Annotated in this window: 9 protein-coding genes; 4 read left to right on the forward strand and 5 right to left on the reverse strand. The window is 55.5% G+C overall.

The window, feature by feature from the left end; all coding sequences use genetic code 11:
* The first annotated feature begins 25 nt into the window (after nucleotides 1-25).
* Complete coding sequence (pagP, locus tag DEU53_RS11295; protein ID WP_370445567.1) at nucleotides 26-583, forward strand: lipid IV(A) palmitoyltransferase PagP; 558 nt, start codon at nucleotides 26-28, stop codon at nucleotides 581-583.
* A complete protein-coding gene (locus DEU53_RS11300) occupies nucleotides 573-2,090 on the forward strand; it encodes a carboxylesterase (protein WP_110867117.1) in 1,518 nt (505 codons plus the stop codon). The genes pagP and DEU53_RS11300 overlap by 11 nt, the downstream gene beginning before the upstream one ends.
* Here the strand turns inward: DEU53_RS11300 and DEU53_RS11305 are convergent.
* The 3 genes from DEU53_RS11305 to DEU53_RS11315 are packed head-to-tail and all read right to left on the reverse strand — an operon-like array spanning nucleotide 2,077 to nucleotide 7,186.
* On the reverse strand, nucleotides 2,077-3,042 hold the full coding sequence (locus tag DEU53_RS11305) for an acyltransferase (protein WP_110867118.1): 966 nt from the start codon (nucleotides 3,040-3,042) through the stop codon (nucleotides 2,077-2,079). The two genes, DEU53_RS11300 and DEU53_RS11305, sit on opposite strands and share 14 nt — an antisense overlap.
* Entirely contained in the window at nucleotides 3,039-6,101 is a 3,063-nt protein-coding gene (locus DEU53_RS11310) for an efflux RND transporter permease subunit (RefSeq protein WP_110867119.1), read from the reverse strand. Before DEU53_RS11310 ends, DEU53_RS11305 begins: the two co-directional genes overlap by 4 nt.
* On the reverse strand, nucleotides 6,101-7,186 hold the full coding sequence (locus DEU53_RS11315) for an efflux RND transporter periplasmic adaptor subunit (RefSeq protein WP_110867120.1): 1,086 nt from the start codon (nucleotides 7,184-7,186) through the stop codon (nucleotides 6,101-6,103). Before DEU53_RS11315 ends, DEU53_RS11310 begins: the two co-directional genes overlap by 1 nt.
* A gap of 761 nt (nucleotides 7,187-7,947) precedes the next feature.
* On the opposite strand from DEU53_RS11315, the gene DEU53_RS11325 reads away from it, so the two are divergent.
* Together DEU53_RS11325 and DEU53_RS11330 are read left to right on the forward strand one after the other, a co-directional pair.
* Nucleotides 7,948-10,635 (forward strand): cation-transporting P-type ATPase, encoded by a 2,688-nt coding sequence (locus tag DEU53_RS11325; protein WP_110867122.1) that lies wholly within the window; start codon nucleotides 7,948-7,950, stop codon nucleotides 10,633-10,635.
* A 125-nt stretch (nucleotides 10,636-10,760) separates the two neighbouring features.
* Complete coding sequence (locus tag DEU53_RS11330; protein WP_110867123.1) at nucleotides 10,761-11,783, forward strand: AI-2E family transporter; 1,023 nt, start codon at nucleotides 10,761-10,763, stop codon at nucleotides 11,781-11,783.
* Between the two features lie 95 nt (nucleotides 11,784-11,878).
* Here DEU53_RS11330 and DEU53_RS11335 read toward each other — a convergent pair whose 3' ends face one another.
* On the reverse strand, nucleotides 11,879-14,923 hold the full coding sequence (locus DEU53_RS11335) for an efflux RND transporter permease subunit (RefSeq protein ID WP_110867124.1): 3,045 nt from the start codon (nucleotides 14,921-14,923) through the stop codon (nucleotides 11,879-11,881).
* Nucleotides 14,923-16,011, reverse strand: a complete 1,089-nt coding sequence (locus tag DEU53_RS11340) for an efflux RND transporter periplasmic adaptor subunit (RefSeq protein WP_110867125.1) — start codon at nucleotides 16,009-16,011, stop codon at nucleotides 14,923-14,925. The genes DEU53_RS11335 and DEU53_RS11340 overlap by 1 nt, the downstream gene beginning before the upstream one ends.
* Nucleotides 16,012-16,226 lie beyond the last annotated feature (215 nt).

The following is a 16,226-nucleotide window of genomic DNA, read 5'->3' on the forward strand; positions in this document are numbered from 1 at the left end:
GCGGTGAATTTCAGAGGCATACATGATGCGTACTCTTCAGGCGGCCTGGTTGCTTACTCTGGCCCTGTTTGTCTGTCCCGCCTCGGCGGCCAACTCAATCAGCGATGGCTGGGAATGGCTCAAGCAGGACGTTTCACAAACCTGGCAGGAACCGCAGTATTACGATCTCTATCTGCCTTTCATCAGCTGGCATGCTCGTTTTGCTTACGATAAAGATAAAACCGATAACTACAATGAAACGCCGTGGGGCGGCGGGTTGGGCGTCTCGCGCATCAATGAAGACGGTAACTGGAGCGCGCTCTACGCGATGGCGTTTAAAGATTCCCATAACGAATGGCAGCCGATCATTGGTTATGGCTGGGAGAAAGGCTGGTATCTGGATCAATCGCGTGATTTTCGTCTCGGACTTGGGCTAACCGCCGGTATCACCGCGCGCGATGACTTCGCCAATTACGTGCCGCTGCCCATCGTGCTGCCGCTGTTCTCCGCTGGTTATAAACGCCTCAACGTGCAGTTCACCTATATTCCCGGCACTTACAATAACGGTAACGTGCTGTTTGCCTGGGTTCGCTATGCCTTCTGATTCCGTCAACGCGTTGCATAAAGATCGCATCAGCAAAGTGCTCAAGCGCGTAGCGTTAGGCTTGCTGGCTTTGCTGGTGATGTTCCTGGTGATCCGTGGTTATCAATCCGAACAAGGACCGCCACTGCATCGCTGGCATACGTGGTCGGCGGATGAAATGTCGGTGGATGAGATTGATCGCGCCAGCTTCGCGGATTATCTGACGCGTGAAGCAGCGATTTTCCACGACATGAAGCTCAACGTGACCGACCAGCTTAGTGGCGATGAGAAAACGGCGCTCAACCGCTTTAACGCGCAAAGCCCGGTTTATCCGGCGCGATTCGACACCGACTGGAATCGCTCTTATATCCTCGAGCCGGAAGGAAAAGCGAAAGGTGCGGTGGTGCTGCTGCATGGATTAACCGATTCGCCGTACAGCATGCGCCATCTGGCGCAGGCGTATCAGCAGAAGGGTTTTGTGGCGGTAGTGCCGCGGCTGCCGGGACACGGCACGGCGCCCGGTTCACTCACCAAAGTTGACTGGCAAATGTGGATGGCGGCAACCCGCTTAGCGGTGCGCGAAGCGACACGCCTGGCGGGTAGCAACGTACCTTTGCATCTGGTTGGATACTCGAACGGCGGCGCGCTGGCGGTGAAATACAGCCTCGATACATTGCAAAATAACGCGCTGCGCAAGCCGCAGCAGCTGGTATTGCTGTCGCCGATGATTGGCGTCACCGCCTATGCGCGGTTTGCTGGCTTAGCCGGCTGGCCAGCCATCATCCCCGGCTTCGCCAAAGCGGCGTGGCTGAGCATCATCCCGGAATACAATCCTTTCAAGTACAACTCGTTCCCGGTGCGCGCGGCGCGGCAATCGTGGCTGCTGACTCAGGCGATGCAGGATCAGCTGCTGCATGTGATTCGCGGCGGCAGCATGCCGGCGTTTCCTCCGGTGCTGACCTTCCAGTCAGTGCTGGATTCCACCGTCAGCACCCGCGCAGTGGTCAATGCGTTCTATCGCTATCTGCCGGATAACGGCAGTGAACTGGTGATGTTCGACGTCAACCAGGCGGCGAACTTGCGCGCGCTGTTCAGGCCCGCGCTCTACTCAGCGGTCAATAATTTGTTGCCGCCTGCGCCGCGCCGCTATGCCTCAACGGTCATCACCAACGCGTCACCGACCACCTATCAAACCGTGGCGCGCATTACAGCGGCGGATCAAACGCAAGAAATCGTGCGTTCGATGCACGAAGCCTGGCCGCAAGATACCTATTCGTTATCGCACATTGCCGTGCCGTTCCCACTCAGCGACTCGCTGTATGGCCGCGAGCCAACGGAAAAGAATCGTTATGGCATTAGCTTTGGCACCATCTCGCTGCGCGGTGAAACCGCCAGCCTGATCGTTGGGCTGGATACGCTGATGCGCAACACTTCCAATCCGTTTTTCGATTACATGATGTTGCAAATCAAGGGGCGCATTGACTGCAGCAGTCAGAGCAATCTGCCGGCCTGCATCAAAGCGTTATGACTTTTTTCAGCCAGCCGCTGGCGAGGATCACTCTGGAGAGCAACACCGAAGCGGCAAAGGTCACGGCAATCAGCGTCAGCTTAGTCGCCAGCGAGGTGATGGGAATCAGCGCGGTGAGCAGATGGAAAACCGAGTAGTGAAGAATATAGACGCCGGTCATGGTTTTGCTGATGGTCGCCAGAATGGTCTCTTTAACCGCCACATTGCGGCGAAAGCGCACCTGACTGGCGGCGATCACCAGCACCACCACCAGCAGATAGATCTGCGAGCCGGTGAGAATAAAGGCGTTGCGATCGGCTTTGAATAGCGCAAAGAAAAAGTGCTGCTCATAAAACCAGGTAAACAGGTAGATAAAGGGCAGGGCGATTACCGCGCCGCGCGCCACTTTTTTGCGCTCCATCCAGTCATTAATCAGCGGATCGCACAACAGCTGGCCGGTTAAGTAAAACAGCAGCCAGGTCCAGAGCCGATACTGCGGCTCAAGCCGGAACAGCGGGTCGTCCGGATGCAGCACCGCCAGCAAATCGTAGCCATATGAGAACGCCAGCAACGCAAACACCAGCGCAACGAACGCGCGTCGATGCTGGCTAAGCCAGATCATCAGCGGGTGAAAGCTGTAGATGATAATGAATGAGAAGATGAACCACGGCTGGATCAGGTAGCCGCGCTGATAGGGTTCCCACAGGTAATAGACCGTCATCCAGAACAGAAATACGATCACCAGATTGCGAATCTTGCCTATCTGCCAGTTAACATCCTGCTCGGAACGGGCATCCATAATCCCGGCGACGACAAAAAACAGCGGCGTCGCGATGGTGGAGATAAAGGTCAGAAACGCCAGAATCCAGTGATAATCGTAATCGTAGCGATCCCAGGTGTTGTACACGGTGAAAAATGTCACCGCCGTCATACATCCCAGCGTTTTAATCACGTTTAGGCCGGTCACATTCATGATGCGCTAGCCACCGTTTGGCGATGGAAGCAGGCGTAAATCACCGGCAGCACCAGCAGCGTCAGCACCGTGGCAAAGCCCAGACCAAACATGATCACCACCGCCATGCTCTGGAAGAACACATCGCGCAATAGCGGCGCCAGCCCGAGCACGGTGGTAAAGGCGGTCAGCAGAATAGGGCGCAGACGCGAGGTGGCGGCGTAGATGATCGCGTCAGCCTGCGGCTTTACTAGCTTCTGCTGTTCAATCTCTTCGACCAGCACGATGCCATTTCGAATCAACATACCGCTCAGACTCAGCAGGCCGATTAACGCCATAAAGCCAAACGGAATCCCGGTGATCAAAAAGCCCGGCGTCACGCCAATCAGCGCCAGCGGCACCGTCAGCCAAATGGCGACGGCGTTTTTCAGCGAGCTAAACATCAGCACGGTGATCACAAACATTACCAGATAACCCAGCGGCAGCGAGGTAAACACGCCTTGCTGCGCTTCACTGGAACTCTCCGCATCGCCACCCCACTCAATGCTGTAGCCGTGCGGTAGCGGGATATGCTCAATCTGCGGCTTCACGCGCGCCACAATATCGCCGGAGGTATCATTGCTGAGCGGATTCGGGTCGGTCTGCACGGTGAGTACGCGGCTGCGATCGCGGCGCAGAATTAGCGGATCTTCCCATTGCAACGTAAAACCGCTCACCACGTTGCTGAGCGGGATGTACTGCTGCTGGCTCTGGCTCCACACCAGCACGTTATTGAGATGATTGGCGTCCTGCCGCTCGCTGGCCGGTGGCCGCACGATAACCGGCAGCAGGTCAGCGCCTTCACGATAAAGCCCAACGCGGCTGCCGGTGAAATTCATCTCCAGCGCGTTATCCACCTCCTGCTTATCGACGCCTAGCTCGCGGCCCAGCGCCAGATTGAACTGCGGGCGAATAACTTTGCTGCGGTTTTGCCAATCGTTGCGCACGCTGTCGGTGGCGGGATCGGCGGTGAGGATGTCGCCGACCTGGCTGGCGATCAGGCGCATTCTGTCGGGATCGGGACCTTTGATACGCACCTCAATCGCGCTACCGCCTGAAGGACCAAACATCACCCGTTTGGTGCTGGCATTGACCTGCGGATACTGACGCACGATGTAGGCATCAATACGGTGTGACAGCGCCCCGATATTACGCTGATCGTCCATGCGCACCATGATTTGCGCATAGTTGCTGTACTGACGCTGCCCGTTGTAAGTGAGGATAAAGCGCATACTGCCCTGGCCAATGGTGGTGACGGTAGACACCACGCCTTGCTGCCCGGTAATCGATTTTTCAATGTCGCTGGCCATCTGCTCGGTGGCGTTGATATCGGTGCCGTACGGCAGCCAGAGATCGACAAAGAAGATCGGCGTATTGGCTGAAGGGAAGAAGTTTTGTCGTACCGATCCAAAGCCCCAAATCGCCAGCGCCAGCAGCAGCGCCATCAGCGAAAGCGTGAGGGTTTTTTGCCTGAGCAACACCAGCAACATGCGCTGATAAAAGCGATAAAAACCGCCGTCATAAGGTGAAACTTCAGCCGCAGCTTTAGTAGGTTCCTGTGTTTTAAACAGCCACCATTTGATCAGCACTGGCGTGATGGTAAGCGCCGAGAACCAGCTCAGCAGCAGGGAAATCAGCAATACCTGGAACAGCGATTTGCAGTACTCGCCGGTGGAATCCTGCGAAAGACCAATTGGCGCAAACGCCAGAATGGCGATTATCGTCGCGCCCAGCAGCGGGAAGGCGGTGCGGCGAATCACAAAGTTGATGGTGGTCATCAGCGGCGAGTTTTGCTGACGCGCGATTAACACACCTTCGACAATCACAATCGCATTATCCACCAGCATGCTCAGCGCAATAATCAGCGCGCCCAGCGAAATGCGCTGCAACTCAATGCCGCACAGATACATGATCAGCAGCGTGCCCAGCACATTGAGCGCCAGCGACAACGCGATGATAATGCCGCTGCGCACCCCCATAAAGATCAGCAGCACGCCGACGACAATCGCCAGCGCCATCAGGAAGTTGGTAATAAAGCCATTCACCGAGTGCGCCACTTCGGCGGCCTGATCGTAAAACACGTTGATCTGAATGCCCGCCGGTTTTTCTGCCGACATCTGCTGCAGTTTGGCCTCCAGCGCGCGCCCGACATCAATGACATTCACGCCGGGAACAAACGAAATTCCCATGGTGACCGCCGGACGTCCGCTGGCGTGGTAAATGCTGGAGGGCGATTCACTCAGCCCGCGCGACAGCGAGGCGATATCGCGCAATCGGGTGGTGGCGTGATCGCCAGGCGGGCTGACCAGCAAGTCGCCCAACTCCTCGATGTTCTGAAACTCGCCGGTTGGATGCAGACGGATCGATTCCGTGCCGGCTTTGATGTCGCCCGCATTGGAGACCACGTTGAGTCGACTTAGCACGCTGGCGAGTTGCGGCAGCGTAATGCCGCGCGCGGCCATCATCGTTAAGGAGACATCGATATTAATCTGCTGCGGGATCACGCCGCCCAGCGCCACCTTGCCCACGCCCGGCACCAGCACCAGTTCACGCCGTAGCTGCTCCGCGTATTGCACCAGTTCCGGGTTGCTGAAGTTGTCGCCAGAAATGGCGAAGAAGAAACCAAACACATCGCCAAAATCATCGTTAACGAATGGCGCTGCTACGCCGGGAGGAAAGAAACGCGCCGCGTCGCCGACTCTGCGCCGCAGCTCATCCCAGATTTGCGGCAACGCGTTGGAGTGGTAACGCGAGTCAATGTTGACGGTAATCTGCGACAGGCCGTTGGAAGAGATGGAGCTGACATTGTCCAGATAGGGCAACTGCTGCAGCGCATTTTCCAGTGGCAAGGTGACTTCCTCTTCCACCTGCTGCGCGGACGCGCCGGGATAGTGGGTGACAACCACCGCGGTCTTAATGGTAAAGGCTGGATCCTCAAGACGGCCAATATTGAGCAGAGCAAAAATGCCGCCGACGCCCAGTAACAGAATCGCCAGCCAGACGCGGACCGGATTATCGATAAACTGCCGGGAGATATCCATTATAGCCCCCGCTCACGCGTCCAGATGCGTACCGGTTGCTGAGCATGCAGCTCGTTGACGCCAGCAGCGACCACGCGTTCACCTGCATGCAGCCCGGCGGTGATCACCACGCCACGATCGGTTACTTCGCCCACGCTGACTTTGCGATCTTCTAACGTCAACTGATCGCCGCTGCCTTGCACCACCCAGACATGCGGCTCGTTGCGCTGGCTGTTATCGGGATTGAATACCGCTTCCACCGGCACCACTAACGATTCGCGATTCACGTTGGCGGGTAGATTGGCGAGGTTAATCGTCACCGTGCCACTGACGCCGCCCACCGCCGGGAAATCGGCCGGGCGCGGCATAGTTAAAATGATCTGCCACGTCAGCGAGTTGCTGGTACTGCTGCCGGTGTGCTCTTTGTACTCGGCCTGGAATTCGCGATCCGGCAGCGAGTTGATGCGCACCACCGGGCGATAGGTCAGGTTGCGCATACCCAGCGCGGTAAACAGGTTTTCCGGCACGCTGAACACCACGTCGAGCAGATCGTTGCGGGTCAAGGTAGCGATGGTTTGTCCGGCGGCGACCACCTGATGATTGCGCACGTTAACCACGGCGGCCACACCGCTGAACGGCGCGGTTAGCGTCATCTGGCTTAACTCCTCACGGGCAATTTGCAGCGCGGCATTGGCCGCATCGCGGTTGGCGCGCTGCACATCCATGTCTGCCTGCGAAATCGCCTGGCGGCCGGAGAGCGTCTGGAAGCGGGCAAATTGCCGCTGTGCAAGCGTGGCGGCGATCTGGCGCTCATTAACGCGCTGCTGCGCTTCCCGCGCCGTAAGCCTGGCGATGAGCTGGCCCTGCTCGATGCGGTTGCCCTGGCGAATATCCAGCGATTCAATCTGTCCTGCACGTTTGAACGACAAATCGGTGGAGTCGCCGGATTCAATGCGCGCCGGGAAGATACGTTGCTGAGATTCGCCGGACGCCACAACTTCAACGACTTTCACCATGCGTGGCGGTGGCGTGACTTCCTGTGTTTTTTGATCGCAACCCGTTGTTAAAAATATAACAATGGCAGTCAGCATAATATAACGAGTCACTGTTTTATCCTCAGCAACAACGAATCCATTGTTGGCAATAATGTGAGTGGATAATTTAATTACCAAGCATAGAGACAACCGCGTAGGTGAATAGTCCTACGGCGGAGCAGGTAACGATCGCAATGACAACATAAAGACTCAAACGGAGCAGACTATAACCATACATCGTTGCCTCCATTAACCATGACCACAGAAAAACTGCGCCATCGCCTTGAAAGGTGAGAAGTATTAACAGGATGTTTTTGTTATCGATGAGCATAGACGCAGATGTCAAAAAAAGTAAAGCCTGATAGCTTGTAATATTTTTGATGAAATTAACCAGATTTAAATCTAATAAAAATGATTTTCATGGATATTTAATCCGCAATATCGATATAAAATATCAGATTAAAGTAACCTGAATATTGGCTTTAAATTACCCAGCCTTATGAATTATCACACTATATTTTTATTATTATCCGCGATCGGATAAGTCTGGTGAGATAAATTTTTTCCGCCTCGCGACTTTTATTGAGAAATGAATGCGTTGAATATCCCTGTGCTACGTTTATAGCGTTCATTTTACAAAAAACTTTCAATTTCGTATAGAAAATAGGGCTGCTCCATTGCCGCTGAGCAGCCATTAACGACATATTTTTCAATCTGAAACGGACCGCTTCTTCCACCGGATAAGTCAGGTCTGATCTTTTCGTTCAATGGCGACTTGTTAAATACGGGATATCACCGCCTTGATTTCCGAAACAGGATTTGAGGAGAAAGCGATGAATACTGCTAAACCGGAAAGTACCTATTATCAACTTTCTGTCGATGAAACGCTGGCCAGTACGCAAAGTTCCACCGAGGGAATCAGTAGTGCTGAAGCGGCGGCGCGCCTAACACAGTACGGGGAAAATGCCCTGCCACAGAAACCCGGCAAGCCGGTTTGGCTGCGTTTTCTCGCTCACTTCAACGATGTGCTGATCTACGTTTTGCTTGCCGCTGCGCTGCTAACTGCCGTCATGGGACACTGGGTTGATACGCTGGTGATTCTCGGCGTGGCGGTGGTGAATGCCCTGATTGGCCACATTCAGGAGAGCAATGCGGAAAAATCCCTGCAAAGTATCCGCAATATGCTCTCCAGCGAAACGGTGGTGATCCGTGCGGGTAATCACGAGACACTGCCCACCACCGCGTTGGTGCCAGGTGATGTGGTGGTGATCCGCGCTGGCGACCGCATCCCGGCGGATCTGCGCGTTATTGAGGCGCATAACCTGCGCGTTGAAGAAGCGATTCTGACGGGCGAATCCACCGTGGTTGAGAAGGGCACGGACGCGCTCATCGGCGAGTTGCCGCTGGGCGATCGTACCAATCTGCTGTTCTCCGGCACCACCGTCAGTTCGGGCGGCGGCAAAGGACTGGTGGTCGCTACCGGTGGCGCCACGGAACTTGGGCACATCAACCAGATGATGTCCGATATCGAAAAGCACCGCACGCCGCTGCTGGTGCAGATGGATAAACTCGGTAAAGCCATTTTCCTGATCATCCTGGCGATGATGGCCGCGCTGTTTGTCTTTAGTTTGCTGTTCCGCGATATGCCGGTTTCAGAGCTGATGCTGTCTCTGATTAGCCTTGCGGTGGCATCGGTTCCCGAAGGATTACCGGCGATTATCTCGATCATTCTGTCGCTTGGCGTGCAAACCATGGCGAAGCAGCAGGCGATCATCCGCAAGCTGCCTACCGTGGAAACGCTGGGCGCGATGACAGTGATCTGCTCAGATAAAACCGGCACGCTGACCATGAATGAAATGACGGTGAAAGCGATTATCACCGCCGATCAGATTTACCGCGTTGATGGCGTGAGCTATGAACCGGTGGGCGCCATCCATAAAGCCGATGACGCTGTGCCGGTGAAAGTGGCGCAAGGCTCGATCCTCGAGCGCTATCTGCGCACCATCGATCTGTGTAACGACAGCCAGCTGATTAAAGACGAAAACGGACTGTGGAAAATCACCGGCGGCCCGACGGAAGGCGCGCTTAAAGTGCTGGCCGCCAAAGGACATCTGCCTTCAGTCACCACCGAACTGCGCAATAAAATCCCCTTTGATTCGCAATACAAATACATGTCGACGCACTATCTGATTGGCGATGAAGAGTGCGTGCTGTTGACCGGCGCGCCGGACGTACTGTTCAGACATTGTCAGCAGCAGCAAACAGAAGCCGGATTGCAGCCGATCGATCTGCCGTGGTGGGAAGCCAAAATTGAGGAGTATGCGCGCGAAGGATTACGTATGGTGGCGGCGGCCTGGAAACCGGCCACACCAGGACAAACTGAGCTGACGCATCAGGATCTGCATCAGGGCATGATTTTGCTCGGCATCGCCGGGATGATGGATCCACCGCGACCGGAAGCCATAACCGCGATTGGCGACTGCCTGCAAGCCGGCATTCGCGTGAAAATGATCACCGGCGACCATCCGCAAACTGCGATGAGTATCGGGCAGATGCTGGGAATCGGTAACGCCAGCACCGCCATCACCGGACGCGAGCTGGAAGTGATGGATGACCAGCAATTGAGTGAGGCGGCGCAGGCGTACGACATCTTTGCCCGTACCAGCCCGGAAGATAAATTCCGTCTGGTGCAGGCGCTGCAAAGCAAAAAAGAGGTGGTCGGGATGACCGGCGATGGCGTTAACGATGCGCCCGCGCTGAAGCAGGCGGATGTCGGTATCGCCATGGGGATTAAAGGCACCGAAGTGACTAAAGAAGCCGCCGATATGGTGCTGACGGACGATAACTTCGCCACCATCGCCAGCGCGGTGCGGGAAGGGCGCCGTGTCTATGACAACCTGAAAAAGACCATTTTGTTCATCATGCCGACCAACCTGGCGCAGGGCTTGCTGATCATCATTGCCTTGCTGGCCGGTAACCTCATTCCGCTGACCCCGGTGCTGATTCTGTGGATGAACATGGCGACTTCCGCCACGCTCTCCTTCGGCCTGGCGTTTGAAGCGGGTGAGCAAAATATCATGCGTCGTCCGCCGCGCGATCCCAAGCTGCATGTGATGGATGGTTTCGCCATCTGGCGCGTGATTTTTGTCGGTTCGATGATCGCCATCAGCGCTTTTGTACTGGAAGCCTGGCTGCAACCGCGCGGCTATTCACCGGAGTTTATTCGTACCGTGTTATTACAAACGCTGGTAACGGCGCAGTGGTTTTATATGCTGAACTGTCGTGTTTCCGACGGCTTCTCATTGAGCAAAGGTTTGCTGATGAATAAAGGCATCTGGATCGTCAGCGGCGTGCTGTTAGTTCTGCAATTGCTGATTATCTACGCGCCCTTTATGCAGCTGCTGTTTGGTACCACCGCGCTACCGTTACGTTACTGGATTATTACCTTGATCATTGGCTTCGTGATGTTTTTAATTGTCGAAATCGAAAAGCCATTAACGCGGAGATTCAGAATCAATTAATAGCGCGTGACATTCAGGCCGCTTCTCTTACGGCCTGAATGTTTTTCGTCACTTGACCTCAAACAAGGCCCAGCGCACAGGTTTTTCTCTATAATACATTTTGTATAGGATGAAGGATCTTAATAATGGGACTGAACGAGTTTCCTTTATGGTCAAGGCTTTTGCGCGTACTGATAATTCTCGCCACGTTGACCATAATTCTCACCGGTATCTATCTGGCATCGGCATTAATTAATCAGGTGATGCTGTCATTGTTTCTGGCGATTATGCTCGATCCGTTAATCAGTCGGCTCGAAAGAAAACGCGTGCCGCGTCTGCTGTCATCGCTGCTGGTGATTGTGCTGCTGTTATTGGTGATTGTGTTCACCATCATCAAACTCACCGTATTAACCCCCGATTTAATCCAGCTGAGCCGTCAGGCACCGCAGTTACTGGCCGAACGCTTCGAGCCGGTGACGCAGACATTTAGTCATTTGGGCCTGGTTTTAACGCCCAACGACATGCTGGCGTTTGTTGATGCGGGTGCGGTGGTGCGCTTTGTCACGGGTTTTCTCACGCAAATACCCAGCATTCTTTCCTGGTGGCTGATGGTATTTCTGATGCTGTTTTTCATGCTGTATGAAATGAGAAATTTAAAAATCCTGCTACGCAAACAGGCCGAAGGGAAATATCAGCGCTATTATGTGGCGCTTGAAGAGGGTGTGCAAAGCGTTATCGTTTATGCTCAGGTTAAAACCCTGACCAGTATTGTCGGCGGCATTATTGTCTGGGCGGGTGCTCATCTTCTTGGCCTGAAGTTCGCCTTTTTCTGGGGTGTGTTGATGTTTGTCTTCAACTATATTCCGGTGCTGGGTTCATTTATGGCGGCCATCCCGCCAGTGCTGCAAAGTTATATGCTGTACGATATCCAAACCGCATTGGTGGTCGCACTGTTCTTCGTGGCGTTGAATTTAATTCTGAGTTCAGTCATTGAGCCGTTGTTATTGGGCAAACGATTGAATATGGCACTTACCACACAACTGCTGGCGTTTCTTATCTGGCAATCCTTGTTGGGCATCATCGGTGCGATTCTGGCAATTCCGCTGACGTTTATGTTGAAAAAAATATTATTAGCGAGCGCGGGGCAACGTGTTGATGATATCTCGTAGCGGCGCAATTTATTGCGCATTATCTGGATGGGCAGGGTGCCGCCAATGATAAGCGCGATAAATCGCGCCGCTACGGAGTGTGCGGTGTTAAACGCTTAATCCTTTTTATAGAGATAAAAACTCCGATACAGCACCGGCAACACCAGGAGCGTTAGCACCGTGGCGAATCCCAAACCGAAAATGATCACCACCGCCATGCTCTGGAAAAACACATCGCGCAGCAGCGGTAGCAGGCCGAGCACGGTGGTGAAGGCGGTGAGCAGAATCGGGCGCAGACGCGACGTTGCGGCGTCGAGAATCGCTTGCTGTAACGGCTGATGCCGCGCCAGTTGGTGCGTTTCCTCAACCAGCACGATACCGTTACGAATTAACATGCCTGACAAACTCAGCAAACCAATCAACGCCATAAAGCCAAACGGAATGCCGGTGAGCAGGAAGCCGCAGGTGACGCCAATCAGCGCCAGCGGCACGGTAATCCAGATCGCCAGCGCATCGCGCAGCGAGTTAAACATCAGCACGGTAATCACAAACATCGCGAGAAAACCTAACGGCAGCGAGCCAAGCAGGCCGCTTTGGGCATCGCGTGAACTCTCCAACTCGCCACCCCATTCCAGATGATAGCCGGCGGGCAACTTCAGCTGATCGATGGCCGGCTGCACGCGCGCCACAATCTCTGCGGCGGTGCGGCCGCTGGCGGGATCGGGATCGGTCTGCACCGTCAAGACGCGCATGCGGTCACGACGCATAATCAGCGGATCTTCCCATTCCAGCTGGAAATCGTTCACCAGATTGGCCAGCGGCACATAGCGCTGCTGCGCCTGACTCCACACCTGAATATTGCCAAGATGGTCGATATTCTGCCGCTCCAGCTCGGAGGTCTGCAGCATGATCGGCATCAACCGCGAGCCTTCGCGCAGCAAGCCGACGCTATCACCGCTGAAGTTGATACGCAGCGCGCGGTCGATCTCGCGCTTGTCCACGCCCAGCTCCTGACCGCGCAGCGGTGAATACTGCGGACGAATCACTTTACTGCGCGCCTGCCAGTCATGACGCGGCGGAAACGCGCTGCCCTCGGCGAGGAAAATGTCGTCAATCTGGCTGGCAATCTGCCGCAGCGTAATGGGATCGGGGCCGGTAATCCGCAGCGCAATGGCGCTGTCGCTGGCACTACCGAAATTGATGCGTTTGATGCGCTCCGTCACCTGTGGGAAGTGCTCGCCGATGTGCTGCTCGGTGTGCTGCGCCAGCATTTCCAGCTGCCTGGCGTCCTGCACGCGCACCATGATCTGCGCATAATTGCTGTACTGACGCGTCGCATCGTAGGTCAGTGTAAAGCGCATCGCGCCCTGACCAATGGTGGTCACGGTACTGCTGACGCCCGGCTGCTGGTTGATCCAGCCTTCAACCTCGCGCGCGGTTTGTGCGGTGTAATGGATGTCGGTGCCATACGGCAGCCACAGATCGGTGAAGAAAATCGGCGTATTGGAGGCGGGGAAGAAGTTCTGCTTCACGTAGCCGAAGCCATAGACCGAGGCGGCCAGGCACGCGGCCATCAGCACTAAAGTAGTGATGCGGAAGCGCAGCAGCGTGGTGAGCACGCGGCGATACAGGCGAAACACCACGCCCTGATACGGCTGCGCGGTCTCTTTGCTGATTGCCTGGCGACCATCCATCCACTGCACGAACACCGGCGTCAGCGTCAGCGCGGTAATCCAGCTGAGCAGCAGAGAAATCAGCAGCACCTGGAACAACGATTTACAGTATTCGCCGGTGGAATCCTGCGATAAACCAATTGGCGCGAAGGCGATGATGGCGATCACCGTGGCGCCGAGCAGCGGCAGCGCGCTGCGTTTCACCATCTGCATCATCGCCTGTCGCAACGGCTTGCCGCGCTGGCGATCGACCTTGATGCCTTCCACCACCACGATGGCGTTATCCACCAGCATGCTGAGAGAGATAATCAGCGCACCCAGCGACACGCGCTGTAGCTCAAGCTTAAACAGATACATGATCAGCAGCGTGCCCAGCACATTAAGCGCCAGCGAGGCGGCGATCACCATGCCGCTGCGGACGCCCATAAACAGCAGCAGCGTTCCGACGACAATCGCCAGCGCCATCAGAAAGTTATTGATGAAACCATCCACCGACTGCTTCACTTCCTGCGCCTGGTTATAAAACACGTTCAGATCGATGCCGAGCGGTTTGGCCTGCTGATGCTGCTGAATTTTGGCGCTTAACGCATCGCCGACATCAATCACGTTGACGCCAGGCGCAAAGGAGACGCCCATCGCCAGCGCGGCGTTGCCGTTAGCGTGATAGAGATTGCCCGGCCGATCGGTAACGCCATAGCTGAGCGAGGCGATATCGCGCAGCAACACTTGCTGGCTGCTGCCGGGCGCAGAGATTGGCAGCGCACCGATCTCATCCAGTGAGTGAAACTCGCCGGTCGGATGGAAACGAATCGCTTCATTGCCGAGGCGAATCTGGCCCGCATCGGAGACGGCATTGACGCTGTTGAGCAAAGCGGCCACGCGCTGTGGCGTCACGCCCAGCACCGCCATCTTCTGGCTGGAGAGCGTGATATTCACCTGCTCCTGCTCAATACCGGCAATCGCCACTTTCGCCACGCCAGGTACCAAATTCAGCTCACGCCGCAATTGATCGGCGTAGGTGCGCAGCTCGCTGTTGGTGAAGTTCTCGCCGGAAAGGGTAAAGAAGTAGCCGTAGACATCGCCAAAGTCGTCATTTACCAGCGGCGCGCTGACGCCGGGTGGAAACTGGCGCGTGGCATCGTCAACGCGGCGACGCAATTCATCCCACACCTGCGGCAAGTCGTCGGCGCGATAGTGGCTGTGAATCGTAACGGTGATCTGCGACAAACCGTTGCTGGAGATCGAACTGACGTTGTCGAGCGATGGCAAGCGCTGCAAGGCGTTCTCCAGCGGCAGCGTCACTTCCTCTTCCACCTGCTGCGCCGACGCGCCGGGATAGTGCGTCACAATCACCGCCGATTTAATGGTGAAAAGCGGATCCTCCAGACGGCCAATGTTGAGCAGCGCAAAAATGCCGCCCACGCCCAGCAGCAGGATCACCAGCCAGCTGCGAATCGGGTATTTGAGAAACGGTTCCAGCAGGCGCATCACAGACCTCGCTCGCGTGTCCACAGGCGCACCGCCTGACCATCACGCAAATCGCTGACGCCCGCGACCACAATGCGATCGCCCACTTGCAGGCCGGAGAGAATTTCGATGCCCTGCGCATTGAGTTTTCCCACCACCACCGGCTGCTGCTGAACGTTAACCACATCACCCTCACCGCTGATCAGCCACACGTAAGGCTGATTCGGCAGGCTGTGATCCGGGTTAAACACCGCGTTGGCCGGCACGCGCAGCAGCGGCGTGCCGTCGGAAGTGGGCAGGTTATGCATCTGCACTTTCACCGTGCCGCTCAGTCCGCTGACCTGCGGTAAATCCGTTGGACGCGGCATCGTCAGCACCACTTGCCAGGTTAGCGTGGCGGCATCAGCTGCTGCGCGATGCTCTTTATATGCCGCGCGAAACGTGCGGCCCGGCAGCGCATTCAGGCTGATCTCTGGCTGATAACTCACGTTTTGCACGTCAAGGCTGGTGAACAGGTTTTCCGGCACGCTGAATATCACATCCAGCACATCGTTGCGACTGATCACCGCCACCGTTTGTCCGGCGGTGACCACCTGATGATTTTGTGAGGCCACGCTGGTGACGATGCCGTCAAACGGTGCGCGCAAGGTGTGATAATCCAGCTCCTGTTTGGCGATGTTGAGCGCCACGGCGGCGGAGTCGCGGTTCGCCTTTTGCATATCCATATCTGCCTGCGAAACCGCACTGCGTGTGGCCAGGGCACTGAAGCGCTGATACTGACGATCCGCCAGCTGGAATCTGTTCTGCTGATCGTTGACGCGCAGCTGCGCATCGGTATCGATCAGTCGGCCAATCACCTCGCCAGCCTTAACATGGCTGCCTTCACGCACCTGCAACTGCGCCAGCCGCCCGGTACGCTTAAAGGCCAATTCGGTGTAATCGCCCGCCGAAATACGCGCTGGAAATACCCTGACTTTCTCTGTGGTATTTTCCGTCAGTGTTAGCGCTTTAATTACGCGAGGTGCGCTGAGTTCATCATCGCTTTTATTGTCACAACCGATCAAAACCAAACAAATTACAAGTGCGCCCAGCACTGGCCAATTATTCATGCCCCTGCCTCAATAAGAAAGAAAGGGCGGAAATATGCCATTGCCTGAAAGAGGGAATAATGACCCTCCGCAAAATAAGGGTCATTAGGTGGAAACAATTATGTGCGTTTAAGGTTGGTTTAATTTAGCGATGTCTGGCGAAATCAATTATGCCACCATGCGCGAAACCACATGATAAGAGAGTAAGCCGATGGCGGTAGCTGATGATACCGCAA

The organism is Pantoea sp. AG1095 (assembly GCF_003208415.1).
In the GTDB taxonomy this organism is placed as follows: domain Bacteria; phylum Pseudomonadota; class Gammaproteobacteria; order Enterobacterales; family Enterobacteriaceae; genus Pantoea; species Pantoea leporis.

Bases quoted from the DNA above. Each gene is read 5' to 3' on its own strand.
- DEU53_RS11335 (WP_110867124.1), bottom strand. From the start codon at position 14,923: ATGCGCCTGCTGGAACCGTTTCTCAAATACCCGATTCGCAGCTGGCTG.
- DEU53_RS11325 (WP_110867122.1), top strand. From the start codon at position 7,948: ATGAATACTGCTAAACCGGAAAGTACCTATTATCAACTTTCTGTCGAT.
- DEU53_RS11310 (WP_110867119.1), bottom strand. From the start codon at position 6,101: ATGGATATCTCCCGGCAGTTTATCGATAATCCGGTCCGCGTCTGGCTG.
- DEU53_RS11305 (WP_110867118.1), bottom strand. From the start codon at position 3,042: ATGAATGTGACCGGCCTAAACGTGATTAAAACGCTGGGATGTATGACG.
- DEU53_RS11330 (WP_110867123.1), top strand. From the start codon at position 10,761: ATGGGACTGAACGAGTTTCCTTTATGGTCAAGGCTTTTGCGCGTACTG.
- pagP (WP_370445567.1), top strand. From the start codon at position 26: ATGCGTACTCTTCAGGCGGCCTGGTTGCTTACTCTGGCCCTGTTTGTC.
- DEU53_RS11340 (WP_110867125.1), bottom strand. From the start codon at position 16,011: ATGAATAATTGGCCAGTGCTGGGCGCACTTGTAATTTGTTTGGTTTTG.
- DEU53_RS11300 (WP_110867117.1), top strand. From the start codon at position 573: ATGCCTTCTGATTCCGTCAACGCGTTGCATAAAGATCGCATCAGCAAA.